This window comes from Curtobacterium sp. USHLN213, assembly GCF_037144815.1.
GTDB lineage: Bacteria > Actinomycetota > Actinomycetes > Actinomycetales > Microbacteriaceae > Curtobacterium.
This window is the reverse complement of the sequence record NZ_JBBCYQ010000003.1, coordinates 44,951-71,917: the sequence shown is the minus strand read 5'-3', so window position 1 is coordinate 71,917 and position 26,967 is coordinate 44,951. Positions and strand designations below refer to the sequence as shown.

General features: G+C 73.0%; 21 protein-coding genes. 17 read left to right on the top strand and 4 right to left on the bottom strand.

Annotated features, from left to right (window positions below; all coding sequences use genetic code 11):
* Positions 1-10: 10 nt before the first annotated feature.
* On the bottom strand, positions 11-1,237 hold the full coding sequence (locus tag WFH25_RS04895) for a cobalamin-independent methionine synthase II family protein (protein WP_336697006.1): 1,227 nt from the start codon (positions 1,235-1,237) through the stop codon (positions 11-13).
* Positions 1,238-1,432: 195 nt separating this feature from the next.
* Between WFH25_RS04895 and WFH25_RS04890 the strand changes: the two genes are divergently transcribed.
* The 4 genes from WFH25_RS04890 (at position 1,433) to WFH25_RS04875 (ending at position 8,631) form a co-directional block, all read left to right on the top strand.
* A complete protein-coding gene (locus WFH25_RS04890; RefSeq protein WP_336697005.1) occupies positions 1,433-5,845 on the top strand; it encodes a hypothetical protein in 4,413 nt (1,470 codons plus the stop codon).
* A 35-nt stretch (positions 5,846-5,880) separates the two neighbouring features.
* Entirely contained in the window at positions 5,881-6,567 is a 687-nt protein-coding gene (locus WFH25_RS04885) for a hypothetical protein (protein ID WP_336697004.1), read from the top strand.
* A gap of 92 nt (positions 6,568-6,659) precedes the next feature.
* Entirely contained in the window at positions 6,660-7,688 is a 1,029-nt protein-coding gene (locus WFH25_RS04880; protein WP_336697003.1) for a transporter, read from the top strand.
* 133 nt (positions 7,689-7,821) lie between these two features.
* Positions 7,822-8,631: a DUF1684 domain-containing protein gene (locus WFH25_RS04875; protein WP_336697002.1), complete on the top strand. Its 810-nt coding sequence runs from the start codon at positions 7,822-7,824 to the stop codon at positions 8,629-8,631.
* 224 nt (positions 8,632-8,855) lie between these two features.
* Here WFH25_RS04875 and WFH25_RS04870 read toward each other — a convergent pair whose 3' ends face one another.
* Both WFH25_RS04870 and WFH25_RS04865 read right to left on the bottom strand, forming a co-directional pair.
* Positions 8,856-9,416, bottom strand: a complete 561-nt coding sequence (locus WFH25_RS04870; protein ID WP_336697001.1) for a histidine phosphatase family protein — start codon at positions 9,414-9,416, stop codon at positions 8,856-8,858.
* 4 nt (positions 9,417-9,420) lie between these two features.
* Entirely contained in the window at positions 9,421-10,137 is a 717-nt protein-coding gene (locus WFH25_RS04865; protein WP_336697000.1) for an MgtC/SapB family protein, read from the bottom strand.
* Between the two features lie 97 nt (positions 10,138-10,234).
* Between WFH25_RS04865 and WFH25_RS04860 the strand changes: the two genes are divergently transcribed.
* From WFH25_RS04860 to WFH25_RS04800, 13 genes are all read left to right on the top strand, one after another.
* Positions 10,235-11,719, top strand: coding sequence for a reverse transcriptase family protein (locus tag WFH25_RS04860; protein WP_336696999.1), 1,485 nt, complete (start codon positions 10,235-10,237; stop codon positions 11,717-11,719).
* Between the two features lie 81 nt (positions 11,720-11,800).
* The gene (locus tag WFH25_RS04855) at positions 11,801-13,024 is read left to right on the top strand and encodes an acyl-CoA dehydrogenase family protein (protein ID WP_336696998.1); all 1,224 of its coding nucleotides are present in this window, start codon (positions 11,801-11,803) and stop codon (positions 13,022-13,024) included.
* A 141-nt stretch (positions 13,025-13,165) separates the two neighbouring features.
* Positions 13,166-13,933, top strand: a complete 768-nt coding sequence (locus WFH25_RS04850; RefSeq protein ID WP_336696997.1) for a hypothetical protein — start codon at positions 13,166-13,168, stop codon at positions 13,931-13,933.
* Positions 13,930-15,204, top strand: a complete 1,275-nt coding sequence (locus WFH25_RS04845; protein WP_336696996.1) for an LLM class flavin-dependent oxidoreductase — start codon at positions 13,930-13,932, stop codon at positions 15,202-15,204. Before WFH25_RS04850 ends, WFH25_RS04845 begins: the two co-directional genes overlap by 4 nt.
* Before the next feature lie 123 nt (positions 15,205-15,327).
* The gene (locus WFH25_RS04840) at positions 15,328-15,705 is read left to right on the top strand and encodes a carboxymuconolactone decarboxylase family protein (protein WP_070418756.1); all 378 of its coding nucleotides are present in this window, start codon (positions 15,328-15,330) and stop codon (positions 15,703-15,705) included.
* Positions 15,706-15,736: 31 nt separating this feature from the next.
* Entirely contained in the window at positions 15,737-16,927 is a 1,191-nt protein-coding gene (locus tag WFH25_RS04835) for an LLM class flavin-dependent oxidoreductase (protein ID WP_336696994.1), read from the top strand.
* The gene (locus WFH25_RS04830; RefSeq protein WP_336696993.1) at positions 16,924-18,279 is read left to right on the top strand and encodes an NtaA/DmoA family FMN-dependent monooxygenase; all 1,356 of its coding nucleotides are present in this window, start codon (positions 16,924-16,926) and stop codon (positions 18,277-18,279) included. The genes WFH25_RS04835 and WFH25_RS04830 overlap by 4 nt, the downstream gene beginning before the upstream one ends.
* Positions 18,276-19,298 carry an LLM class flavin-dependent oxidoreductase gene (locus WFH25_RS04825; protein WP_336696992.1) on the top strand — a complete coding sequence of 341 codons (1,023 nt, stop codon included), beginning with the start codon at positions 18,276-18,278 and terminating at the stop codon, positions 19,296-19,298. Before WFH25_RS04830 ends, WFH25_RS04825 begins: the two co-directional genes overlap by 4 nt.
* The gene (locus WFH25_RS04820; protein WP_336696991.1) at positions 19,295-20,344 is read left to right on the top strand and encodes an ABC transporter permease; all 1,050 of its coding nucleotides are present in this window, start codon (positions 19,295-19,297) and stop codon (positions 20,342-20,344) included. Before WFH25_RS04825 ends, WFH25_RS04820 begins: the two co-directional genes overlap by 4 nt.
* Complete coding sequence (locus tag WFH25_RS04815; RefSeq protein ID WP_071301934.1) at positions 20,341-21,231, top strand: ABC transporter permease; 891 nt, start codon at positions 20,341-20,343, stop codon at positions 21,229-21,231. Before WFH25_RS04820 ends, WFH25_RS04815 begins: the two co-directional genes overlap by 4 nt.
* On the top strand, positions 21,228-22,874 hold the full coding sequence (locus WFH25_RS04810) for an ABC transporter ATP-binding protein (RefSeq protein ID WP_336696990.1): 1,647 nt from the start codon (positions 21,228-21,230) through the stop codon (positions 22,872-22,874). The genes WFH25_RS04815 and WFH25_RS04810 overlap by 4 nt, the downstream gene beginning before the upstream one ends.
* The gene (locus tag WFH25_RS04805) at positions 22,871-24,493 is read left to right on the top strand and encodes an ABC transporter substrate-binding protein (RefSeq protein ID WP_336696989.1); all 1,623 of its coding nucleotides are present in this window, start codon (positions 22,871-22,873) and stop codon (positions 24,491-24,493) included. Before WFH25_RS04810 ends, WFH25_RS04805 begins: the two co-directional genes overlap by 4 nt.
* Positions 24,490-25,626 (top strand): LLM class flavin-dependent oxidoreductase, encoded by a 1,137-nt coding sequence (locus tag WFH25_RS04800; RefSeq protein ID WP_336696988.1) that lies wholly within the window; start codon positions 24,490-24,492, stop codon positions 25,624-25,626. Before WFH25_RS04805 ends, WFH25_RS04800 begins: the two co-directional genes overlap by 4 nt.
* 318 nt (positions 25,627-25,944) lie before the next feature.
* On the opposite strand, the gene WFH25_RS04795 is transcribed toward WFH25_RS04800, so the two are convergent.
* Positions 25,945-26,958, bottom strand: a complete 1,014-nt coding sequence (locus WFH25_RS04795) for a transporter substrate-binding domain-containing protein (RefSeq protein WP_336696987.1) — start codon at positions 26,956-26,958, stop codon at positions 25,945-25,947.
* Positions 26,959-26,967: the final 9 nt, after the last annotated feature.

Sequence of the window (26,967 nt, the reverse complement as noted above, 5' to 3'; positions counted from 1 at the left end):
GCTGCGACGGCTAGAAGAGCGTCGCGCTCGCCCGGCGCGCGCCCTCGCCGAGGGACTCGAGCTTCGCGGCGGCGATCTGCGGGTGGATGCGGCCGCCGAGGCCGCAGTCGGTGCCGGCGATGACGCGCTCCCGGCCGACGACCGAGGCGAACCGCTCGATGCGCTGCGCGACGAGGTCCGGGTGCTCGACGACGTTCGTGGCGTGGCCGACCACGCCGGGCACGATGACCTTGCCGTCCGGCAGCGCGACGTCCTGCCAGACCGTCCACTCGTGCTCGTGGCGGGCGTTCGCCGCCTCGAACGAGTAGGCGCCGGCGTCGATGTCGAGCATGAGGTCGACGATGTGCCGGAGCTCGATGTCGGTGGTGTGCGGGCCGTGCCACGAGCCCCAGCAGAGGTGGAAGCGCACCCGCGAGGTGTCGAGGCCGCGCAGCGCGTGGTTGAGCGCATCGACCCGGATGCGGGTGAAGGCGCGGTAGTCCTCGACGGTCGGCTCCGGGTTGATCTGGTCCCAGTTCTCGGCGATCGAGGGGTCGTCGATCTGCAGGACGAGGCCGGCGTCGAGGATGATCCGGTACTCCTCGCGCAGGGCGTCGGCCCAGGCCCAGATGTGCTCCTCGTCGGTGGCGTAGTACTCGTTCGCGACCCGCGCGGCGGACCCGGGGGAGAGCGCCGTGATGAAGCCGTTCGCGGCGCCGGCCGCCTCGACGGCGTGCCGGAGGTTGGCGGCGTCCGTCCGGGCTGCCTCGTGCCCGGTGTACGCGATCGGGCCGGTCGTCGTCGGGAACGCGGTGGCGTTCTTGCCCGTGCCGATGCCCGAGCCCGGGTCGGTGTAGGCCTCGCGGAAGATCGTCCAGTCGCGGCGGTCCGGGAAGCTCGTGAGCCGGACGTGTCCGGGCTCGGAGCGGACCGGCTCCTGCGTGAAGATGTCCTCCTCGGTCAGGCTGAGGCCGCTGACGCGCTGGAACGAGTAGCCCCACCAGGCGCCGTAGTCGACGCTGTTCGACATCGCCTTGCCGAACTCGCCGTCGCCGGGCTGCGTGATGCCGAGGGCGGTCTGGCGGGCGACGACGTCGTCGACCGCGGCGCTCGTGAGCGCACGGACCTCGTCGGTGGTCTCCAGCGTGAAGCCGTCGGCGGCGAGGGGCCGGGCGGCGTTCGCGGCGATGAGCTCCGGCGTGCGGGGCAACGAGCCGGCGGTGGTGGCCTGGACGTGGTCGGTGTTCTCGAAGGACATGCTGCCCAATCTGGCACGGGCGGGCCGACACGCACCCAGCGGGCACGTGTCCGATTCACTGTGTATATTCAACATGTGAAATTTCGAGACAGCCACCACGTGATGTCACCAGCATCGCCCGGATCAGAGACAACCGGTGTTCTCCGAGCGACGAGGGCGGCGCGACCCGCCCTGATCGCGTCGATCGTCCTCGTCATGGGGATCGTGTTCGGGCTGGTCAGCCCGACCGCCGCCTTCGCCGCGCCCCCCGCCGAGGACATCGAAGGGCTCCCCGTCCCCGAGGCCGTCCCGGAGTGGGTGTGGCGCGCCGACACCCGCGGTCCGGCGGACGGCATCTTCGACGACGGGTTCCGTCCGAAGGGCGACGAGGGCTCGTGGAACGACAACCTCGCCGACCACGTCCTCAACACGGAGCAGCCGAACCGCTCGGCCTGGGTGTCGACCTCGTACGACCAGGACGAGGCGCTGAGCTTCGGCCGCTCGAACCTCGACGGGCCCTTCTGGGAGTACCAGATCGCTCCGGACGAGACCTTCACGAGCGTGCAGATCTCCTTCAAGGACGCACTCCTGCCCGGCGGTGAGTACGACGAGGACCTGGCGAACCGGTTCGAGAAGGCGAAGGACTCCTGGTTCGGTGACGTCGAGGGCGAGGCGGAGTTCTCGGCCTTCGGCGGCATCGACGGCTCCAACGTCCACTCCGCACGCAAGTGGGAGATGAACGACGATGGCGACTGGGAGGTCACCGAGACAGCGGAGAACCCGACGTTCTCGCGTCCGGTGACGCAACCGAACCTCGACCCGCACCCCATCCCGGAGTCCGGGGTCTGCTACGGCGGCGCGCGGGCGACCTGCGCCCCGTCGATCGGCGACGAGGGCGACCTCGCCGACGTGCACGGCGACCGCTTCTCGGGCGACACGGACGACTTCGACTTCACGCTGCGCACGGACGAGCTCGCCGAGGACGAGTCGCTGCTCCTGGCTCCGGCTCCGGACTCCGTCGCGATCGTCGACGACTTCGCCGCCGACGTGCACGATGCCGGGGCGTTCGACGAGTTCACCGACGAGATCACTTCGGCGTTCGAGGCGGACGCGGACGCACTCGCGGGGGTCTCCTCGGCGTCGAGCGTCATCGACAGCGTCGCCGAGTCCATGGAGGTCGTCCTCGACACCGGTTCCGAGCTCCTGCCCTACTTCGGCATCGCCGCGACCGGCTACGCCCTGAAGGGCGACATCGAGCACGGTGACTGGGGCGACGCGGCGGCCGACGGCATCGCCGAGGCGATCCAGACCGCGATGGTCGTGGCACCGGAGTTCGACATCATCCTCGTACCGCTCCTGTGGGTCGATCTGCTGGCGAAGGCGATCGGCGACTGGGCCTACAGCCTCTTCCACCCGGCCCCCGAGTACAGCGAGGCGTACCGCAACCAGCTCGAGAAGGCGAACGACCAGGTCGACGCCGCGCCCGGGCTCCTGACGGACGCCTGGACGAAGGAGCGGAACGCGGTCCTCGTCAAGTTCTCGAACGAGCAGATCGAGCAGCGGCTCGTCGCGTCCGTCATCGAGAAGGTCCGTTCGGACATCACGGTCCTCCGCGAGATGGACCGTGCGGTCCTCAAGGAGATCGTCCGCCACGAAGCCCGTGCCATCGCGCACGCTCGGACCGACGGCGAACGCCAGTCCGTCCGACTGTCGTCGCTCCGTGCCCAGGCCGACCTGCGTGCCACCACCCAGCACGCCATCGACGAGCGGGTCGGGCAGTACCGAGCGCGCTACGCCGGCCTCATCGACGCGACCGCCGCCGCGACCTGGAAGCTCTCGCTCGAGAAGCTCGCCGGGACCTTCGTCGAGGACCAGAAGGTCTCGGAGTACCTGACCAAGGTCTCCGAGATCGCTTCCGAGGCCTACTTCCAGAAGCCCTTCGACCAGCTGCCCGCAGGCGAGAAGGAGATCGCGCGGGATCGTGGCGCCGAGGAGCGCGCAGCACTCCACGCCCTGGTCCCCGAGATCGAACGGAGCCGGCACTGGACGCCGCCGAACGGCGACGAGCGCTCGACGATGATCCTTCTCCTGCGGAACGGGGTCGAGCGGGGGATCAGGGACGACCTGAAGCTGCCGCCGGCGCGGACCGCGACGACCCTGGGCGTCCACGGCCTCCGAGTGGCGCCGACCAACGGAACCTCGTTCGCGGCGGGGACCAGCGGCACGGTCCGGTGGGACCGGCAAACCGGTTCGTCGGCCATCCCGATCGACGGCCCGGTCGGGACGTCGTTCTCGTGGACCGTCGAACTCCCGGACGGCCTCACCGCGGGGACGCTCCCGACGATGCCTGCCGTTCCCGGCTGGACCCAGACGTGGAAGCAGGACGGGCAGACCCTCGTGCACACCGCGACGCGGACGTCCGGCTCCGGCCCAGCGTTCGGCAACCGCCAGCACTACGAGATCCCGGTCACGGCGACCGACACGCTCCGGACGTCCGACGCCGTGCGGGTGACGTTCGCGCCGCCGCGCGGACACACCTCGACGGCCGCGCTCGGCTTCTCGACGATCGCCGTCGGGATCATCGAGCCGATCGAGGCCGAGGTGGTGGACTCCTCGAAGGGCGACCACCTCGTCCGGTTCGGGGTGCAGAGCCTCGTGACCGCCTCGACGAAGTGGACCGTCAAGCTCGAGGCGAAGACTCCTGAAGGCGTCTGGTTCGACGACCGCCCCGTTCTGCACGGCGCGATGCGCGACTCCGCAGCAGCCGAGTGGCGTGACAAGACGGACCTCAAGATCATCACGAACTCCGTCGGGTACCGCAGCATCAATCTCCGCTCCGACAGGAGCTTCTCCGTGGAGCCCGGTGTGGGCGTGTCGTGGGCGACGAACGTCGAGGTGCTCGACCGCGCGGCCGGCGGGACGTTCGAGATCCCCTACACGATGACCTTCGAGGCTGACGGCGTCTCGACGACCGTCCGGAGCGCCGTGCGGTTCGCGCCGGCCAGCGTGCTCCAGCAGTCGTCCACCGGCGTCAGCGAGCTCGACGCCGGCGCGCCGGTCGCGGTCCCGGTGGACGTGCAAGCGGTCGGGAGTGCGCTGACGTCGCTCGGGGCGGGAACCCTCCGCCTCGAGGCGCCCGAGGGAACGGTCTTCGATCCGACGGAGACACTGCCCGCGACCAAGCTCGACGGATCGTCGCTCCCGAGCGCCGGGGTCACCGGCGTCCGATCCGACGACGGTTGGAAGACCCTGACCGGAACGATCAGGGGTGGCTCGATCGCGCTCGCCGACGGCGACCGGATGCGGTGGCTCCCGAAGGTCCGAGTGGTCCGACCGCCGTCGGACCAGCGTGCCCCCGGGCTCTCGTTCGAGCTCCGGGGGACGGCCTCGGCCGGTCCGGTGTCCGTCGACGGCTTCCAACGGGTCGCCTACCCGCAGGACGCCACCCGGGTGTCGTTGTCCCAGCACCACGTCCCCACGATCGCTCCCGGAACCGCGGGGCCGGTGCTGTACTCCATCGGTGCGACGCGGGCTGTGGACGGCGTCGGACTCGTCTTCCGCGCGCCCAGCAGCACGACCTTCTCGAAGTCGGAGATCGGTTATGACTCGGCGACCGGGTCCAAGTGGATGCCGGGTGTCCTCTCGTCCGACGCCAGGACGTTGACGGTCCCCATCTTCGAACGGCTGCCGCTCCCCGCGCAGGCAGCCTCGGTCTCCGTGTACGTGGCCGTCGACCCGGAGCTCTCCGCTGCCCCGAACGGTGGCACCGTCGACGTGACCGGTCCGGTCGAGAGCACCCAGACGGCGCTCCGTGTCGACTCGACGCCGGTGCCGGTGGTTCCCGACCCTGGTCCGGACCCCGAGGGAACGCTGTCGATCACGAGCAAGGCGGTGCCGCTGATCCGCCAAGGTGAGACCGGTACCCAGACGTTCCAGGTGCAGAACGTCGGCGACGGCGCGTCCTCCGCGTTCCGTCTCGCCGCCACCGTGCCGGAAGGTTCGCGCCCGGCCAGTGCTCCGCTCATGGTCCGCCAGGGCTCGGCGCAGGGCTGGACCGCCGTCCCCGCAGACGTCAGCGGACGCAACGTCACGGCGCGGTCCGACCTCCCCGGGCTCGCCGCCGGGGCATCGATCGACGTCCGGCTGGACCTGCAGAACACCGAGACGGACTGGTCGGCCGGCAGCCGACCGGGCGGCGTCGTGCGAGCGTCGAGCGGGACCGAGACCCTCGCCGAGTCGCGCTTCCTCTTCATCGCGCTGCTCGGCGACGGGAAGATGGTCGCGCAGTGCACCGAGTCCAGCGGGCTGGGGCTGGCGCAGGTTCGCATGCGGTGGTCCGAGGAGTCGAACGGCTACTACAAGATGACCGTCGAACAGGCTCGCGTCACCAGCCCGTACCTCCTCTCGCCCAACGCGCGGATCGGCCTCCAGCTCAGGACCGACGGCTACGACGGCGCCTGGGGGACGAAGAGCATCCGGCGCGGCGACTGGGTCTCGGACGGCCCGACCGCGTGGGCCTACATCAGGAAGCCCAAGATGCTCGTCGGGACCGTCGACGTGGAGTTCTCCGATCAGGCCCTCGAGTGGGCACCGAACTGTCACGCCGACTTCACCATCTTCAAGAACTGACCATGCCGTCACACGACACGAGAGAACAACGAGCAATGCGAACCATGCGGATGAACAAGCGGCTGGTGACGGCGTTGGCAGCGGCCACCGTGGTGTCGGTCGGTGCCGCCGTCGCGGTGGTGATGACCGCGCAGAGCGCCCAGGCGGCGTTCGAGGCGCCCGTGGCGATGGAACAGACCTCCGACTGGAAGAAGACCGGCTGGCGGAGTGAACGGGAGCAGACCCGTTGCCCGGTCGACACCCTCGTCGTCGGCGTCAAGATCGACCCCGTCGAGGGGCTCCAGCTCGGCGAGAACCACGTCAAGTGCGCCAGCCCGGCGGTCGCCGAGGAACGCGGGGTGGTCGTCCGACCGACCGGCACCCCGACGAAGAGCGTGTGGATCGACGAGGGTGACCCGGAACCCGTCACGTTCGACTGCGGGAACGCGGCGATGATCGCGACGACGCACCTCGGCACGTACACGAAGGGCGAGACGCAGTACCGGTGCGCCGTCCTCCAGGCGGAGAGCGCCGTCCTCGGCACCGCAGCGCACATCGTGGTCACGTCGTCGGAGTGGTCCGACTGGATCGACGCCGCGCACTGGAACGACGGCACGCTGCAGACGTCGTTCGAGTACGTCTGCCCGGCCGGGTCGGCGATGGCCGGTCGCGAGCACGCGCACACCGGGTACGGCAAGGTGCGGTTCCTCTGCAACACGTGGGAGGTGCGCGCGAGGTCCTGACCGAGCGGGCCGACGGGAGGTGCGGTGCACGTCCGACGTGCACCGCGCCTCCCGCGCTGTTCCCGCGGCGACGGACGGGAGAATGGGACACCGTGCCCCGTCCCACCACCCGCATCCCGCTCAACACCCTCGCCGTCCCGTTCGGCCTCGCCGGCTTCGCCGAGACCTGGTCGTACGCCGCCCCCGTCCTCGACCTGCCGGCCGTCCTCCCGCAGGTCTTCTGGGGCATCGCCGCCGTCGCCTGGGTCTGGCTGCTCGCCGCGCACGCCGTCCGCGGGGTCCGGGTGCGCGCGCACGACCGGCTCGTCGACCAGCTGCGGCACCCCGCGCAGGGCCCGCTCGCGGCACTGGTCCCGGCGACCGCGATGCTGCTCGGGGTCGACCTCGCGCACGGCTGGCCGGTCGGCGGGAGGGTGCTCGTGCTCGTCGCCGTGGCGGTCGCCGCCGGGTTCGCCGCCTGGCTCCTCGCGTCGTGGTTCGAGGGTCGGCTCGCCCTCGAGTCGGTGCACGGCGGCTACCTCCTGCCGACCGTCGCAGCGGCGCTCGTCGGCTCGGTGGCCACGCACGAGGTCGGGCTCACCTGGCTCTCCTGGGCCTGCTTCGGCGTCGGCGTGTTCTTCTGGGTCGTGATGACCGGCCTGCTCCTCATCCGACTGTCATTCCGCCCCGCGTTGCCCGCACCGCTCGTGCCGACGATGGCGATCCTCGTGGCACCGCCGTCGGTCGCCACGGTCGCGGTGTTCGCGCTGACGGACGACGTGCTCACGGTCCCGGTGCAGGCGATCACCGGGCTCGGCGTGCTGCTCGTCGCGGTGCAGGTCGCCCTGCTGCCGCGGTACGTGCGGCTGCCCTTCTCGCTCGGGTTCTGGTCGTTCGTGTTCCCGGCGGCGGCGGTCGCGACGGCCGCGATCGAGTGGCTGCGGGTGCTCGACGTGCGGTGGGCGTGGATCCCCACCGCGGGGGTGCTCGCCCTGCTCTCGGTGCTGGTCGCGGTCGTCGGGTCGCGGTCGATCGCGCTGGCCGTGCGGCACCTGCTGCCCCAGGCGGAGGGCGTCCTGCAGGCCGCCGACGACGAGGACGCCGAGCCGGGCCCCGTGACGGGCGCGACCCGGACGGTCTGAACGCGACCACGGTTCGGGAGGCGCGGTGCGCGTCCGACGTGCACCGCGCCTCCCGAGCCGGTCGCGCGCACCGCGTGACGTCCGGAGACGACGTGCGTCGCCACCCGGCCGTGACACGACGTACCGTCGTGGCATGACCACGACGACGCCGACCGCAGCCGACTTCCGCTCCGAGTGGGCCGCGTGGCACGACGCCCACGAGGCGGCCCGGGCGAGTGCGCACGGCTTCCTCGCGATCACGAGCATCCGGTGGCTGACCGGCACGCCGGAGCGCTTCGAGGACGCGCCCGGGGCGTGGTCGACCTCGGAGGCGGGACCGGTCGTCACCCTCGACGACGGCGAGTCGATCGAGGTCGACGGCATCGCGGTGACGGGCACGCACCGGTTCGGTCCGCTGCCCGAGCGGTCGAGCACGACCATCGCGTGGCAGGACGGCGACGAGCGGGTCGTCATCGAGGTCGCCCGGCGTGGCGGCAGTGACGTCCTCCGACCGCGGCACCCCTCGAACCCGACGCGGACCGGGTACACCGGGACGCCGTCGTACTCGCCGGACCCGTCGTTCGCGGTCCCGGCGCACTTCGAGCCGTTCGACACGCCGCGCTCGGTGACCGTCGGGTCGGTGGTCGACGGGCTGCAGCACGTGTACGAGGCGCCGGGCGTGCTGACGTTCGACCTCGACGGGCCGCGGTCGCTCCTGGCGTTCAACGGGTACGGCGACGGGCTCCTGGTGCTGTTCACCGACCGGACGAGCGGCGTGACCACGTACGCGGCCAACCGGAGCCTGGACGTCCCGGCGCCGGACGCGTCGGGCGCGACGACGATCGACTTCAACCGGGCGACGAACCTGCCGTGTGCCTACACGCCGCACGCGACGTGCCCGTTGCCGCCGGCGGAGAACCGGCTCGACGTCGCGGTGGAGGCGGGGGAGCAGCTGCCGGCGTGAGGCGCGGGCGCGGCGCGGCGCCGCGGCGCGGCGGGCGCGGGCGGCGGCGCGGACTCCGTACGACGTTGTCGATGTCGTACGACGTCGGTGGTGTCGTTGATTGCGTGCGCGGGGTGTTGCGCACGCCGGGTTGCGACGAGCCCGCTGTCGTCCGACATCGACGTTGTCGTTCGGCGTCGGCACGCGCACGGCGGCGGCACACGCACCCGCGGGCGACGCCCGGCTCAGCGCACCCCGACGCGGGCCCAACCACTCGTCGCCCGCCATGCGCCCGGGTCGAACGAGAACACGCTGCCCATCCCCGGCTGGTCGAGCGCACGGGTGACCGGCACGCCCCGCAGGTCGGCGAGCAGCAGCGCCCCGACCGCACCGTGCGACACGATCGTGACGTCGCCGGCGTCGGTCAGCGCCCGCACGGCACGGACGATGCGGTCCTGGGCGTCGACGGCGCGCTCCCACCCGCGCACCGACTCCTCCGGCGTGGCGAAGAACGCGTCGACGACCCCGTCGAACTCCGCGGGCGGCAGGTAGCCCGTCGCGCTCCGGTCGATCTCGCCGAGCGCGGGGTCCGTCGAGGGCACGAGCCCCACGGCCTCCGCGAGGATCGCCGCCGTGTCGACCGCTTTCTGCTCGGTGCTCGACACGATCCGCTGGACCCCGGGGCCCCAGGCGACGGCCGCGGCTCCGGCAGCGCGGACACGCCCGTCGGGGGAGAGCCCCCACGACTCGATCGGCCGCGCGGGGTCGACGACCACCTCGGCGTGGGTCAGGAAGAACGAGGGCACGGCGTCACTCCAGGTCGTCGGCGACCGACGGGTCGACGACGCGCACACCGTCGACCTCGCCGATCCGGGCGATGAGCAGGGCCCCCTCGGCACGGCCGGCGACGTCGATCCGGACCGCGGTGGCGTCGACCCGGTCGGTGTCCTGCCGCACGAGCCGGGCGACCCGCCACCCGCCGGCCGTCGCGAGGGCGAGCACGTCCGGCAGCACCCCGCGGCCGGCGTCGTAGACCACGTCGAGCGTCATCGACTGCTCGGCGGAGCGGGACAGCGCCCGGACGATCGCGGTGTAGCCGAACACGACGACGAAGTGCAGGGCGGTGACGACGAGTGCGAGCAGCCAGAGCCCCGCACCCGCGGCCATGCCGATCGCCGCGGTCTCCCACACCGCGGCGGCCGTGGTGAGCCCCCGGACGGCTCCGCGTCGGGTGAGGATCAGCCCGGCGCCGAGGAACCCGACCCCGGAGACGATCTGCGCCGCGACGCGCGAGGGGTCGAGCACGACGTGGTCCGGCACGAGGACGTCGCTGAACCCGTACTTGCTCACGAGCAGCATGAGGGCCGACGCGGTCCCGACGATCGCCTGCGTGCGGATGCCGGCGCTCTTCGACCGGAGCTGCCGCTCGAGGCCGATGAGCGACGCGAGGGCGAACGCGAGCAGGACCTCGCCGATCTGGACCCACCCCTGTCCGGCGAGGGGCTCCGTGAGCTGTTGGATCGTCACGCCGACCGACGATACGCCGGCACCCGGCGGACGGGAGGCGCGGTGCGGGCCCGACCCGCGCCTCCCGTCCGTCAGCGGGTCGCCGTAGGGTGAGCGCGTGGAGTTCCCGGGGGAGGCGGCCGACGCGCGTGACGCGTCGACCTCTCCGGGGTCACCCCGGGGCACGCAGGACCAGCAGCACGACACGCCCCGAGCGGGACGGCGCGCTCCGCGCGCGACGCCGCACGGAGGCACCGACGGGTCCCCCGGGAACCCCACGCCCCTGACCGTCGTCGCCGGTGCCCTCGCCGACGCGTTCCTGACCGCGGAGCACTGGGGACCGGACGACCTGACCGCCGCCGGCTGGGCGGTGGTCGGCGTCGAGCGCGCCTACGTCGGGCTCGCGGTCGCAGCGGCCCTCGCCGCACACCCGCGACCACCGGTCGACGCACCGCGACAGCTCGCGGCGGTGCTCGAGGCGTCGCCGCGCCTCGCCGAGCTGCACCGCGCACGCGAGGCGCGCCGACCGGTCCGGGTCGTCGCGCGCCGGGCGACCGCGGTCCGGGCGCGTCCGGAGACCGCGAGCCGACTGCTCGTCGACACGCTGCCCGAGCTCGCGCGCGAGCTCGACCTCACCGTCGGGCGGCTGCTCTGGCTCGCCGACACCCGCTCGTGGAACCGGCGACCGGGGTCGTCGAGCCCGCTCCACCACCACCGCTGCGAGTGGATCCGTCGACCCGGACGCACGCCGCGGCTGCTCGAGAAGCCGATGGACATGCTCCGCCGGACGCAGCGGACGATCCTCGACGAGCTCCTCACCGCGCTGCCGGTGCACGACGCGGCGCACGGCTTCGTCGGCGGTCGGAGCGTCGTGACCGGAGCCGCGGCGCACACCGGGCGGCAGATCGTCGTCACGGCCGACCTGACGTCCTTCTTCGCGAGCGTCACCGCGCCCACCGTGTACGGGGTCTTCCGCGCGGCGGGCTTCGCGGAGCCGCTCGCACACGTCCTCACCGGGGTGTGCACGCACCGGGTGCCGGTGCACGTCCTCAGCGCGATGCCGGACGGCGGCAGCCCCGAGGAACGGCAGGCGCTGCGCGCGATGCTCCGGGAAGCCCACCTGCCGCAGGGCGCGCCGACCTCACCGGCGCTGGCGAACACGGCGCTCCGGCACCTGGACGCACGGCTCGCGGGGTGGGCGGCCTCGGTCGGCGCGGTCTACACCCGGTACGCCGACGACCTGACGTTCAGCGGCGACGAGCGGCTCGCGGCACGACCGGACGCGTTCCTCCGCGGGGTCGACCGGATCGTCACGGAGCAGGGACTCCGGCTGAACCCGTCGAAGACCCGGGTGCGGCGACGGGGCACACGGCAGTCGGTCACCGGGGTCGTCGTCAACGACCGGACGTCGCCCGGTCGGCGCGAGGTCGACCGGCTGCACGCGATCCTGCACAACGCCGCCGAGCACGGTCCGGCGTCGCAGAACCGTGCTGGACACCCCGACTTCCGGGCGCACCTGCTCGGGCGGATCGGGTGGGTCGAGCAGGTCCACCCCGGACGCGCACGGCGCCTGCACGAGGAGTTCGCCCGCATCACGTGGTGATCGCGGGCCGTCCCCGTGCGGGTGTGACGCCGGGTTGCAGCGGGCACGGGCACGACGCCCGACCGCCGGTAGCGTGCCGCCATGTGCCCGAGTGAGATCCCGGCCGACGCCCGCTACGAGGAACTGATCGCGCCGCTGCGACCGGTGATCGAGCGGATCGCCCTCGACGCCCGGCAGCGGGAGCGCGAGGAACGGCTCGCCACCGACCAGCTCGGGTGGCTCGTCGACGCCGGGTTCGCGCGCTGGCGCACCCCGGTCGCGTGGGGCGGGGTCGGGGCCCGGCTGTCGGACGTGTTCCGGGCGGTCGCCGAGATCGCCGAGGTCGACCCGAACCTCGCGCACGTGTGGCGGAACCACTTCTCGTTCATCGAGGACCGGGTGCACGCCGAGGGGAGCGCCTCCGACCGGGCGATCGTCGAACGACTCGGCGGTGGGGAGTTCGTCGGCGGTGGGTGGAGCGAGACGCCGAACCCGGCCGGAGCGGACATCAGCACGCGGCTCACCCCGGACCCGGACGGCGGCTGGCGCGTCACCGGCCGGAAGTTCTACTCGACGGGGAGCATCTACGCCCGGTGGATCACGGTGCTGGCGCTCGACGACGCCGGAGCACGGTTCGTCGCGCTCGTGGACGCCCGCGACCCGGGCGTGCGGATCGGCGACGACTGGGACGGGTTCGGCCAGCGGATCACCGGCAGCGGGAGCGTGACGTACACCGACGTGCACGTGCCCGACGAGCGGGTCCTGCCGTACGCGACGCGCTACCCGTACCAGGAGCAGTACTACCAGACGGTGATGCACGCGATCCTCGTCGGCATCGGGCGTGCGGCCCTCCGCGAGGGGGTCGAGGCGCTGCGCTCCCGGCAGCGCGGGCACCACAACGGCACGACCACGGACCCGACCGCCGACCCCGAGCTGCTCAGCACGATCGGCACCGTCGCGGCCCGGGTGTACGCCGCCGACGCCGCGTTCGCCGCGAGCCTCGGACCGGTGGACGCCGCCGTCGACCGCCACACCGGACTCCGGGCCGCCGGGGCGGACCCCTCGACGGACCCGGTGCTGCGCGCCGCGCTCGAGCGGAGCTGGATCGCGGTCGCCCAGGCGCAGACGGTGGTCACCGACGCCGTGCTCGACGCGACGACGCTCGTGTTCGACGCCCTCGGGTCGAGCGGCACGTTCCGCTCCCTGGGGCTCGACCGGCACTGGCGGAACGCCCGGACCCTGGCCTCGCACAACCCGCGCGTGCACAAGCGGCGCATCGTCGGGGACCTGCTCGTGAACGGCGCCAGCCCGCTCGACCGCGTGTAACCCGCCGTCACGATGCGCAACCGGACGACACCTGCACCCGCCGGGGCCGCGCTGCCCCGTACGGTCGTCGGCAACGGCCCGCCACGGACGCTGGGGAGGCGACGGTGGCGGGCCGCTCTGCACGCGTACGGAGGGACCACCGTGACCGAGACACCCGCACCGACCATCGTCGCCGTACCGGACGGCGACCTCGCCGCCGCCGTCGCCCGACCCGGTGGGATCGCCCGCCTCGCCGACCGGATCCGGGCCTCGGGCGCCGCGGTCGTCGCGATCGGCACCGACCGGTTCGACGCCGAACGCGGTCGTGGCCACCGGCTCGACCCGACCACCGCGGCGCTCGCCCTCGGCCGTGCCCTGCCCACGCACGGGCTGCTCGTCGCCGCGGCCCCGACCCGGGAGCACCCGTACAACGTCGCCCGCCGGGTGCTCTCCCTCGACCACGTCCTGGACGCCCGGGTCGGACTCGTCGTCGGAGCGCGGGACCACGGCCTGCCGGCGACGGGGGAGCAGCACGACCCGGCCGAGTTCGCCGAGGTGGTGCGCGGCCTCTGGCGGACGTGGCCGCTCGACAGCATCGTCGGCGACCGCGCAGCCGGCCGGTTCGCCGACACGACCCGGATCCTCCCGCTCGACCACGACGGCGGGCCGGACGGGTACCGGGTCCGGGGGCCGTTGACGACGCCGTCGAGCCGGCAGGGCGAACCCGTCCTCGCGGTCTGGCACGACGTCGCACACGAGGGTGCCGACCTGGTGCTCGGCGGGGCCGCGCGCCCGCTCGTGCCGTTGCCGGGCGAGGCCGGTGCGTCGGGGCCGAGCCGCGCCTCCCGGACCCCGACCGGCCCCGGTGCCCACCGGCGGACGCTGCGCGACCTGCTCGGTCTGCCGGTCCCCGCGCCGGTCGGCGCATGATCGCCGACGCCGACGCCGGGCTCGTCCTCGGCGTCAACCTGCAGGGCTTCGGCCAGCGACCGGCGGCCTGGCGGACCCAGGACGTCGAGCCGACCGACCTGCTCACCGCCGGGTTCTGGGAGGACCTCGGCCGGACCGCCGAACGCGGGCTGCTGGACATGGTGTTCTTCGCGGACCACCCCGCGCTCGGCGACCCGAACGTCCGCGCGTACGGGCTGCTCGAGCCGTTCGTGGCGCTCGGGGCGATCGCCGCCGCGACCACGCACCTCGGACTCGTCGGGACGGCGTCGACGACCTACAACGACCCGGTCGACCTCGCCGAGCGGCTCCTCTCCCTCGACACGGTCTCCGGCGGCCGCGTGGCGTGGAACGCCGTGACGACCTACGACCGGTCGGTGTCGGCGAACTTCGGCGTCGCGACGAACCCGGAGCGACCCGAGCGGTACGCCCGTGCCGGCGAGGTCGTCGACCTCGTGCAGGCGCTCTGGCAGTCCGCCGCCACCGGGGTGCCCGTCGACCACCACGGCGAGTTCACCGAGTTCGCGGGGGCGATCACCGTCCCGCCGTCGGCGCAGGGACACCCGGTGGTGTTCCAGGCCGGGGGATCGCCGCACGGACGAGACTTCGCCGCGCGCGTCGCCGAGGGCGTGTTCGCCGTCGAGCTGACACCCGAGCCCGCCCGGGAGCACTACCGCGCCGTCAAGCAGGCGGCCCGGACGTACGGCCGTCGGGCGGCGGACGTGGCGATCGTCCCGGGGCTGTCGCTCGTGCTCGGCAGCACCGAGGCCGAGGCGCAGCGGCGGTTCGACGAGCTCGAGGCCCTCGCCCCGGACGGCTACTCCCTGCGGGCGCTCGGGACGCACCTCGACGCCGACCTCACCGACCTCGACCCGGACGCGCCGGTCCCCGCGGCGATCCTCGACCGCGAGGTGGACCCCGTCACCTACGGCCCCTCGCTCGGGTACCACGAGACCGTCGTGCGCTGGGTCCGCGCGCACAACACGTCCCTGCGGGAGGTCCTGCGCGGCTTCGGTGGCTACGGCGCCCGGATCGTCGTCGGTACCCCGGAGCAGGCCGCCGACACCATCGAGGAGTGGTACCGGACCGGGGCCGCCGACGGCTTCAACCTCATGATCGACGAGTTCCCGCGCGGCCTCGAAACCGTGGTCGACGAGCTCGTGCCGATCCTGCAGCGGCGCGGCGTGTTCCACCGCGAGTACGAGGACGTCACGTTGCGCGGGCGGCTCGGGGCGCGGGCGCGCGGGCTGTAGGGCGCGCTCCGCGTGACGCCGTGTGACGCGACGACCAGGCCCGCCGCGTCACACGGGGCAACGCCCGGTCACGCTCCGCAACACCCGTCGTGCCCGGGCCCGGTCGGTCATAGCGTCGCCACCATGACCGACTACCTCGACCGCGAGCACGACAAGACCTTCACGAAGGTCTACAAGCAGCAGACCCCGGACATCCTCTCGGCCTTCGTCCAGTTCGACGAGTCGGTGTTCCGGGCCGAGGGTCGCGAGATCCCGCTGAAGTACCGGGAGCTCATCGCACTGGCGGTCGGCATCACCACGCAGTGCGTCTACTGCATCGACGGCCACAGCCAGCGCGCGGTCACGGCCGGCGCGAACGAGGCCGAGCTCGCCGAGGCCGCCTGGGTCGCCACGGCCATCCGCGCCGGCGGCGGGTTCGCCCACGGCCGCCTCGGCTTCAAGTTCGGCGCCGACGCCGCGGCTCCCTCCGACTCCGCGACCTCCGCGTCGCACCAGCACTGACCACCGACCACACCCGACGGAAGCGCACCCCATGCCCGACCGCATCACCCTCGTCACCGCCCTGCAGGGCGCCGGCTGGCACCCCGCCGCCTGGCGCACCGCCGGCCCCGCGGCACAGCGCCTCACCAGCCTCCGGCACTGGCGCGACGTCGTCGTGGAGCAGGACCGCCTCGGCGTCGACGCCGTCACGATCGAGGACTCCTTCACCGCCGGTCCGGTGGACGCGGCGGGCGACCTCGACACGAGCACGGTCGTCGGCCGCCTCGACGCCCTCCTCGTCGCGAACGCGGTCGCCCCCGCGACGCGCGCGCTCGGTCTGGTCCCGACCGTCTCGGTGACGCACACCGAACCGTTCCACGTCGCCACGGGCCTCCAGACCCTCGACCACGTCTCGCAGGGGCGAGCCGGGTGGCGGATCCAGGTGAGCCCGACGGCCCGCGAGGCAGCGCTCTTCGGGCGCCGTCCCGGCGGCGACGAGGCGTCCGTCCTCTTCGACGAGGCGCGCGAGGTCGCCGAGGTCGTCTCGCGACTCTGGGACAGCTGGGACGACGACGCGATCATCCGCGACGTGACCACCGGCCGGTTCATCGACCGCGACCGCATCCACAACGCCGCGTTCGCGGGGTCCTTCGTCTCGGTCCACGGCGCGTCGATCGTGCCGCGGTCGCCGCAGGGCCGTCCGCCGGTCTTCTCGCTGGCGCACCGCGCCGACGCGGCCGCGTTCGCGGTGGACGCTGCGGACGTCGTGCTCGTCACGCCCGGGTACGACGGACGGGAGGCGCGGGACCTGCTGTCGGAGATCCGTCACCTCGAGCAGGTGGCCGGCTCGGACGTCCGTCGTCCGGTCCTCGCCGACCTCGCGGTGCTCATCGGGTCGTCGTCGGCCGCCGCCGCCGACGCGCTGGCCTCGCTCGACACGGCTGCCGGTGCCCCGTACGCGTCGACGTCCGACACGTCCGTGCTGGCGACGACCGTGCCCGAGCTCGTCACGCTCATCGGGGACCTGCGAGACCTCGGGTTCGCCGGTGTCCGACTCCGGCCGCTGCGCATCCCGCTCGACTCCACGGCGATCGCCCGCGAGCTCGTCCCCGCGCTCGTCACGGCCGGCCTCCGTGCCGACGTGGCCTCGCGTCCCACCGCCGACCTGCGCACGCGGCTCGGCATCGCCCCGGCGGTCAGCCGGTACGCGTCCGCATCCGCCCCCGTGGAGGTCCCAGCATGAGCGCCAAGCGTCAGGTCCACCTCGCCGCCCACTTCCCGGGCGTCAACAACACCACGATCTGGAGCGACGACCGGGCCGAGAGCCAGATCGCGTTCTCGTCGTTCGAGCACTTCGCCCGGAACGCCGAGCGCGGGCTGTTCGACTACCTGTTCCTCGCCGAGGGCCTGCGGCTCCGCGAGCAGAAGGGGCGCATCCACGACCTCGACGTCGTCGGGCGCCCGAACACGCTCGCGGTCCTCGCCGCCCTCGCCGGGGTCACCGAGCACATCGGGCTCGTCGGCACGCTGCAGACCACGTTCAACGAGCCGCTCGAACTCGCGAAGCAGCTCGCGACGCTCGACCACCTCACCGACGGACGCGCCGGCTGGAACGTCGTGACCAGCTCGGACGCGTTCCACGGCGCGAACTTCCGTCGTGGCGGGTTCCTGGACCACGCCGACCGGTACACGCGGGCGGCGGAGTTCATCGAGCTGTCCCGCGAGCTCTGGGACTCGTGGGAGTCCGACGCCGTCGTGGCCTCGGGCGTGTTCGCCGACCGCTCCCGGATCCGCGACGTCGACCACCACGGGCCGCAGTTCGACGTGACCGGGACGTTCCCGGTGCCCCGGAGCCCGCAGGGGCACCCGGTGGTCGTGCAGGCCGGCGACTCCGACGAGGGGCGCGACCTCGCCGCGGCGCACGCCGAGGTGATCTTCTCGCTGCACACCGAGTTCGAGGACGCGAAGTCCTACTACGACGACATCACGGCGCGCCTCGAGCGCGTCGGCCGCTCGAAGGACGAGCTGCACATCCTGCCCGCGTCGACCTTCGTCCTCGGAGACACCGCCGCGGACGCCGCTGAGCGGGCCCGGGCGATCCAGCGTGCCCAGGTCAGCCCGGCCACGGCGATCGCGTTCCTCGAGCAGGTGTGGAACCGCGACCTGTCCGGGTACGACGTGGACGGCCCGCTGCCCGACGTCGAGCCGGACCTCGAGGGCGCCGCGATCACCCGCGGCCGCGCACGGCACACCCGCGACGTGCCGGCGCTCGTGCGGTCGTGGCGCGACCGCGCCGAGGCCGAGCACCTGTCCATCCGTGAGCTCGTCATCGCGGTGTCGACGCGCGGCGGGTTCGTCGGGACGCCGTCCCACATCGCGGCCGAGATCGACCGGTACGTCCAGGAACGTGCGACGGACGGCTTCGTCGTGGTCCCGCACACCAACCCGTACGGCCTCGACGAGTTCGTCGACACGGTCGTCCCGCTGCTGCAGGAGCGCGGCGTCTACCGGGAGTCCTACACCGAGGGCGCGACGCTCCGCGAGACGCTCGGTCTGCCCGGGACCATCCGGGACCGCCGGGGAGTGCTCGCGTGACGGTGCGCAGCCTGTCGATCCTCGTGCCGGGGAACTTCGCGGACGACGCACCCGTCGACGGCCTCGAGGCCACGCTCGACCTCTTCGTCACGGCGGAGCGGCTCGGCGTCGACGGCGCCTGGGTCCGGCACCGTCACCTCGAGCACGGCATCGGATCGGCGGCGGTGTTCCTCGCCGCGGCCTCGCAGCGCACGATCGCGATCGAGCTCGGCGTCGCCGTCGTGCCGATCGGGTGGGAGAGCCCGTTCCGCCTCGCCGAGGACTTCTCGCTCGCCGACGTCCTGTCGCACGGGCGGGTCCAGGTCGGGCTGTCGACCAGCGCCCCGCACGAGGGCATCCTCGGCGACCTGGTGTTCGACGGCGACTGGCGCTCCTTCGACCGCGGCTACGGACGGGTCACCCGCTTCGTCGACAACCTGCGCGGGGACTTCCTCGGCGGGGACGACACCGTCATCCAGAGCCCCGGCAACGTCCAGCGCCCGCGGCTGCAGCCGTACGCACCGGGGCTCGTCGACCGGGTCTGGTACGGCGGGGGATCGCTCCGGTCGGCCGCCTTCGCGGGCAGCGCCGGGCTCAACCTGCTCATCGGCAACCTCACCTCGGGCGAGGGCACGGACGACTACGGCACCGCTCAGCGGAACCAGCTCGCCGCCTACCGCGCCGCGCTCCCGTCCGGCCGGACACCCCGCGTCGCCTGGGGACGATGCGTCGTCCCGACGGACTCGGCCGACCGCGTCTCGCGTGAGCGGTACCGGACCTGGTACGAGTCGCGCCTCGATCGGCAGACGGCACCGCAGGGTCCCCGGCGCACCCTGTTCTCGGCGGACCTCGTGGGACCGGCCGAGCAGATCGTCGAGCAGCTCGTCCGGGACGCCACGCTCGCCGAGGTCGACGAGTTCCGCATCGAGCTGCCGTACGAGTTCGCCGGCGACGAGTACGAGCAGATCGTCTCGGACGTCGTGTCGAGGGTCGCGCCGGCCCTCGGGTGGGCACCAGCGCGGACGGTGGTGGCGGCGTGACCCGGTACGTGCTCTCGCGCATCGGGCAGGCGGTGCTCGTGCTCTGGGCGGCGTGGACGATCTCCTTCTTCGTCCTCTACGTCCTGCCGAGCGACCCCGCCCGGATCATGCTCGGTCCGGACGCCACCGACGTGACGCAGGCGCAGCTCGACGCGCTCCGCCACCAGTACGGACTCGACCAGCCCGTGCTCGTGCAGTACTTCCAGCACCTCGGTTCGCTGCTCACAGGCGACCTCGGCCGCTCGATCGGCGTCGGACGACCCGTCACCGAGGTCATCGGCGAGGCCGTCGGTCCCACCGCGCAGATCGCCGTCGTCGGCCTGCTGCTCGCGATCGTGTTCGGCGGCGGGCTCGCGGTCCTCGCCACGTGGACCCGCAACCGCGCCCTCGGGCAGTTCCTGCTGCAGCTGCCGCCGGTCGGTGTCGCCGTCCCGGGCTTCTGGTTCGCCCTGCTGCTCGTGCAGTGGTTCTCGTTCGGCCTGCACGTGTTCCCGGCGTTCGGCGGCGAGGGACCGTCGTCGGTCGTCCTCCCCGCGATCACCCTGGCGCTGCCGACCGGCGCGACGATCGCCCAGCTGCTGTCGAAGTCCCTGGTCGCGACGCTCCGTGAGCCGTACGTCGACACCGCCTACGCCAAGGGCGCCGGACGCTGGCGCGTGCAGCTCCGGCACGCGCTGAAGAACGCCGCGCTGCCGGCCCTCACCGTGACCGGCCTCATCGTCGGACAGCTGTTCTCCGGCACCGTCGTCACCGAGACGGTGTTCTCCCGCCCGGGCCTCGGCCGCGTCACCGCGACCGCCGTGCAGGGGCAGGACATCCCCGTGGTCCAGGGCATCGTGCTCGTCGCCGCGGCGATCTTCGTCGTCGCGAACCTCGTCGTCGACCTCGTGTACCCGCTCCTCGACCCGCGTGTCGTCCTGGCCGGGAGCCGCCGGAAGCTCCGGGAGCAGGACGGTCCGACACCGGGCGGCGGCACGGGCGACGCGGCGGGCCCCGGCGCAACCACGGGCACCACCGCCCCGACACCCCAGGGAGTCCCCGCATGACCGAGACCACGCAGCTCGCGATCGGCCGTCCCGCGTCGCTCGTCTCCGACCGCGTCCCCGGCGGCGCGACCGCACTCCGAGGCGTCGTCGCCCGGCCGACCCTCACGCTCGCCGTGCTCTGGCTCGCCCTGGTCGTCCTCGCCGCGCTGCTCCCCGGCGCCTTGACCCACCTCGACCCGCTCGCCGCGGAACCCGCCGTGAAGCTCACCGCGCCCGACGCCGCACACTGGTTCGGCACCGACCAGCTCGGCCGCGACCTCTACGCCCGCGTCGTGCACGGCACGGCGCTCACCCTGCAGGCGGCGATCCTCGCGATCCTCATCGGGCTCGTCGGCGGCTCGGTGGTCGGGCTCCTCGCCGGGTTCGTCGGCGGGGTGGTCGACACCGTGCTCATGCGCGTCGCGGACGTCCTGCTCGCCATCCCGAGCCTGCTGCTGTCGCTGACGATCGTCACCGTCCTGGGCTTCGGCACCGTGAACGTCGCGGTGGCGGTCGGCGTCGCGAGCATCGCCACCATCGCCCGGATCATGCGCTCCGAGGTCGTCCGGGTCCGCACCGCCCCGTACGTCGAGGCGGCCACGGCGAACGGGAACCGCTGGTGGCGGGTGCTGCTCGTGCACGTGCTGCCGAACGCGGCCGGACCGGTGCTCGTCCTCGCCGCGCTCGAGTTCGGCACCGCGATCCTCGCCGTCTCCAGCCTGAGCTTCCTCGGCTACGGCGCCCAGCCGCCGGCACCGGAGTGGGGCTCGCTCGTCTCGACCGGCCGCGACTTCATCGCCACCTCGTGGTGGCTGACGACCATCCCCGGTCTCGTCATCGCGGTCACGGTCCTCGCCGGCAACCGCGTCGCCCGGGCACTCGACACCGAACGGCGGGCCGTCCGATGAGCCTCCTCAGCATCCGCGACCTCACGGTCGCGTACGGCCACGGCCGGCACGCGCGGACGGCGCTGCACGGCGTCTCCCTCGACGTCGGTCGCGGCGAGCGCGTCGCGATCGTCGGCGAGTCCGGTTCGGGCAAGTCGACGACGGCGCACGCGGTCCTGCGGCTCCTGCCCGCAGCGGCCGAGCTGACGGGAGGCACGGTGCGGCTCTCCGGGACCGCCGCCGGTTCCGCGGACCTCGACCTGGTCACCGCGTCCGACGCCGAGGTCCGTCGTGTCCGCGGCGTCCGGATCGGCTTCGTGCCGCAGGACCCGACCGTCTCGCTCAACCCCGTCACGCGCATCGGTCGGCAGGTCGCCGAGGTGCTCGAGATCCACGGGATCGCGACCGGGGCCGACGCCCGCCAGCGCGCCGTGGAGGAGCTCCGTCGCGCCGGGATCGACCGTCCGGAACTGCGCGCGGAGCAGTACCCGCACGAACTCTCCGGCGGCATGCGGCAGCGAGTGCTCATCGCCATCGCGTTGATCGGCGACCCGGAGCTCCTCGTCGCCGACGAGCCCACGAGCGCCCTCGACGTCACCGTGCAGCGGACGATCCTCGACCACCTCGACCGACTCGTCGCCGAGCGGGGGACGAGCGTGCTCTTCATCACGCACGACCTCGGGGTCGCCGCGGACCGGGCGGACCGGATCGTCGTGATGTCCGAGGGGCGGATCGTCGAGCAGGGCACCCCCGCCGAGGTGCTCGGCGCTCCCCGCGAGGCGTACACCCGCACGCTCATCGCCGCGGCGCCCAGTCTCGACGACGTGACCGTGTCCGTGGGGGCCGACCCGCGCCTCCCGTCCGACCGTGACGACCCGCTCGTCGTCGCGACGGGCCTGCGGAAGTCCTTCGCCCGCGTGGCCGCCGTCGACGGCGTCGACGTGACCGTCCCGCGCGGCCGCACCCTCGCGCTGGTGGGGGAGTCCGGGTCCGGGAAGTCGACCACGGCGCGCCTCGTGCTCGGTCTCGAGCGCGCCGACGTGGGCACCGTCCGGTTCGACGGCGACGACGTGAGCGCCGCCCGCGGTGCGGCGCTGCGGGCGTACCGGCGCCGCGCGCAGATCGTGCAGCAGAACCCGTACGCGGCCCTGCACCCGCGGCTTTCGGTCGGGTCGATCATCGCCGACCCGCTCGCGGCGTTCGGGATCGGCACCCGGCGGTCTCGTGCGGCCCGTGCGGCGGAGCTGCTCGACCTCGTGGCCCTGCCCGCATCGGCGGCGGGGCGGCGGCCGTCGGAGCTGTCGGGCGGCCAGCGGCAGCGCGTCGCCATCGCCCGGGCGCTCGCGCTCGACCCGTCGTTCGTCGTCCTGGACGAACCGGTCTCGGCGCTCGACGTGTCCGTCCAGGCGCAGATCCTCGACCTGCTCGCGTCGCTGCAGGAGACGCTCGGCGTCACGTACCTGTTCATCTCGCACGACCTCGCCGTCGTCCGCCGCATCGCCCACGAGGTGTCCGTCCTCCGGGGCGGGCGTGTGGTCGAGCACGGCGCTGTCGCCGAGGTCCTCCACCACCCGCAGCACGAGTACACCCGTGCCCTGCTCGACGCGATCCCCGGTCGATCCCGGCGCGTCGCACCCCTCACCCCCTCCGAAGGAGTCTCATGACCATCCACCGCACCCCGATCCGTCTGGTGGTCGCGATCGCGGCCGGCACCGCGGCGGCCCTGGTGATGGCCGGCTGCTCGTCGGGCGGCACCGCGTCGTCGTCCTCGTCGAAGCCCGTCGACGGCGGCTCGCTGACCTACGCGATCGCCAACGACCCGATCACGCTCAACCCGACCGGGACCGGCGCCGGCAACGACACCCTCGCCATCACCCGGCAGCTCGTCGACTCGCTGCTCTGGCAGGACCCGTCGGACGGCTCGCTGAAGCCCTGGCTGGCGACGAAGTACTCGGCGAACGCAGACGCGACCGCGTTCACGTTCGACCTGCGCTCCGGTGTGACGTTCTCCGACGGGTCGGCCTTCGACGCCACCGCCGTGAAGGACACCTTCGACGACATCGCGAAGGCCGGGGCGTCCAGCACCGCCGCCGCGTACTTCTCGGGGTACCAGGAGACGAAGGTCGTCGACGACGACACCGTCGAGGTCGACTTCACGACGCCGAACGCCGCGTTCCCGAACGCCACCGCGTCGGTCGCGCTCGGCATCGTCGCGCCGAAGACCACCGAGACGCCGTTCGAGGACCGGGCCGACGGCACGGCCGTCATCGGGACGGGCCCGTTCACGCTGTCGTCGTACACGAAGAACACCTCCACCGTCCTGACGAAGCGCAAGGACTACGACTGGGGCCCGGCCGCGCGGTCGAACACCGGCGCGGCGCACCTGTCGAAGGTGACGTTCCAGGTCGTCCCGGAGGCGAGCGTCCGCACCGGCAGCCTGCAGTCCGGCCAGCTCGACGCGATCAGCAGCGTGCAGCCGAGCGACGTCGACACGCTCAAGTCGCAGTACGAGCTCGTGACCCGCGCCAACCCCGGGCAGGTGTTCGGGCTCACGTTCAACCAGAAGCGCCCGCTCGTGTCCGACCTCGTCGTCCGCAGGGCGATCGCGCAGGCCGTCGACCCGAAGACCGTCCGGGACACGTCGCTGAACGACCTGTTCGAGGTCGCGACGTCGGTGCTCGGCTCGACCACCCCCGGGTACTCCGACACCTCCTCGGCGATCTCGTACGACCCGGCCGCGGCCGAGCAGGCGCTCGACGAGGCCGGGTGGAAGACGGGCTCGGACGGCATCCGCGCGAAGGACGGCCAGGAGCTTCGGCTCAAGCTCATCTGGATCACGAACTTCGGGCCGAACCAGACCTCGCTCGAACTCATCCAGCAGGAGCTGCGGAAGGTCGGCGTCGGTCTGACCCTCGAGAGCGGCACCGTCCCGCAGTACCTCGCCAACACCACGAGCGGGGACTGGGACCTCGCGTGGGACAACAGCTCCCGCGCCGACGGCGACGTCCTCCGCTCGAAGTTCTCGAGCGACGGCGCCCAGTCGATCGGCGCCGCCGACGGCACGCTCGACGCCCTGTTCACGAAGGAGCTCTCGCAGTCGTCCGCCACCGAGCGTGCGGCCACGTTCGCGGCGATCCAGGAACGGATCGCGTCGCAGGTGGACTTCGTCCCCGTGCACGAGCTCACCAGCATCATCGCCACAACGAAGGACGTGCACGGCATCGCGTTCGGCGCGGACACCCGCCTCGACCAGCTCACCGGCGCCTGGACGGACGCAGCATGACCGCCGTCCCCCTGTCCGTCCTCGACCTCGTCCCGGTCAGCGCCGGGTCCACCGCCGCGCAGGCGCTGCACCGCACGATCGACCTCGCGCAGCACGCCGAGCGTGCCGGGTACGCCCGGTACTGGCTCGCCGAGCACCACCTCAACCCGGGTGTCGCCGGCAGCGCACCGAACATCGTGATCGGGGCCGTGGCCGCCGCGACCTCGACGATCCGCGTCGGCAGCGCGGCGACGCTGGTCGGCAACGTCCGAGGGCTGCAGATCGCCGAGACCTTCGGCACGCTCGCCGCGTTGTACGGGCCGCGGATCGACCTCGGTCTCGGCCGGTCGGGCGCCCCCGCACCCGGTGCTCCGAAGCCGCCGTCGCTCGCCCCGCGCGAGGACGAGGTCGTCGACGGGCTGCTCATCCCGGCACCGTTCGACTTCCGGATCGCCCCGCGCAGCCGGTTCGCGCTGCAGGGCGAGCTGCTCGGTCGCGTGCCGGGCGACGTCGACCGGTTCGAGGGCGAACTCGACCTGATCCGGGCGCTGTTCGCCGGGACCTGGTCACACGACGGCGCGGTCGTCGAGGCGCCGCCCGCCGCCGGTACCCCCGTCGAACTCTGGATCCACGGCTCCACCGGGGGTGCGAGCGCACGGGCCGCCGGCGCGCTCGGCCTGCCCTACGGCGCGAACTACCACACGTCGCCGGGCACGGTCCTGGCGTCGGTCGAGGCGTACCGCGACGCGTTCCGCCCCGGTGTGCTCGACGCGCCGCACGTCATCGTGTCGGCGGACGTCGTCGTCGGCCGGGACACCCACGAGGCGTCCGGACTCGCCCTCGGCTACGGCCAGTGGGTGCACTCCATCCGCTCCGGTGTCGGGGCGATCGAGTACCCGACGCCCGAGTGGGCCCGGGAGCACCCGTTGGACGACGCTGCGGCGGCATCGGTCGCGGACCGCATCGCCACGCGGTTCGTCGGCGATGCGGGCACGGTCGCGGACCAGCTCGAGACGCTCCGGCGGGCCACCGGGGCGGACGAGCTCCTCGTCACGACGATCACGCACGACCACGACGCGCGGGTGCGCTCCTACGAGCTGCTCGCGGCCGAGTGGGCGCGGCGTGCCGAGCAGGCGGTGCCGGCCGCGGTCTGAGACGTCGTCGGCCGACGGACGGGAGGCACGGTGCCAGCTGGCACCGCGCCTCCCGTCCGTCGTGTGCGCGTGTCTCGCGCACGGCTGGTCGGTTGCCGACTCGACGCGACATCGTCGTCGTCGTACGACGTCGACCGTGTCGCTGTCGTGCGTCCGCGGAAGCCCGCGTGCGCAACGAGCGACGTGACTGCTGTCGTACGACGTCGACCTTGTCGCACGGCATGGCACGGCACCGCACCGCACCGCGCCCCGAGGGCACGCGCGACGACACCCCCGCGGCCAGATCGGCCACGGGGGTGTCGGACAGCGCGTGCCGGGTCAGCTGGCGTCGAGCGGCAGGCCCTCCGGGTTCAGCTCGGACTGCTTCACGGCCTCGTTCGACAGGTTGTAGGCCGTGAGCCACTTGGCGTACGTGCCGTCGTCGATGAGCTCGTTGATGGCCTCCTGGACCGGCTTCGCGAGCCCGTCGCCCTTCTTGGTGGTCGCCGCGATGAGCCCCTGCAGGTCGGCGCCGGCACCCGAGTACGTGCCCGCGGTCGTCGTCGCCTTCGCCGTCCCCGCGTTCTGCTTGTTCTGGTAGGCGATCGTCGGGTTCGGGCCGAGGTAGCCGTCGACCTTGCCGGACTGCACGGCTAGGAGCTTCGCGTTCGCGTCCGGGTAGTACTTCACCGTGATGGTCTTGCCCTGCTTCGCGAGGTCGGCCTTCCACCCGAGCAGGATCTTCTCCTGGTTCGTGCCGGAGTCGGTGGCGATCGTCTTGCCGGCGAGCACGGACGGGTCTCCGTCGAACCGCAGGGAGCTGCCCTCCTTCACCTGCAGCGCGAGGTTGTCCTGGCGGTACGAGGCGAAGTCGTACTTCTCCTTGCGCTGCTCCGTCACGGTGATGTTCGACAGGCCGACGTCGACCGATCCGCCGTCGATGCCGACGAACAGGTTGTCCCACGTGGCGTTCTTCACCTGGGGCTCGAGGCCGAGCTTCGCCGCGACGAGACGGCCGAGGTCGGGCTCGGAACCGGTCAGCGTCTTCTGGTCGTCGCCGGTGAAGGCGAGGGGCGGGTACCCGGACGGCAGGGCCCCGATGCCGATGACGAGCTTGCCGGACTGCTTGACGTCGGCGGGGAGCTCGTCGTGGAGCTTCGAGTCCTCCTGCACGGAGACCTTCGTCTCGGTCGCGGCGCCGTTCGAGGCGGCGCCGATCGTGACGGTGCCGTCGTCCGAGCCGGTGCCGGCGCTGGCGTTCGCGGCGCAGCCGGCGAGGGCGACGACGACGCCGGCGGCGAGGACGAGGGCGCCGGCGCGGTGCCGCCAGCGGGAGGGGGTGATCGGGGACATGGTTCTCCA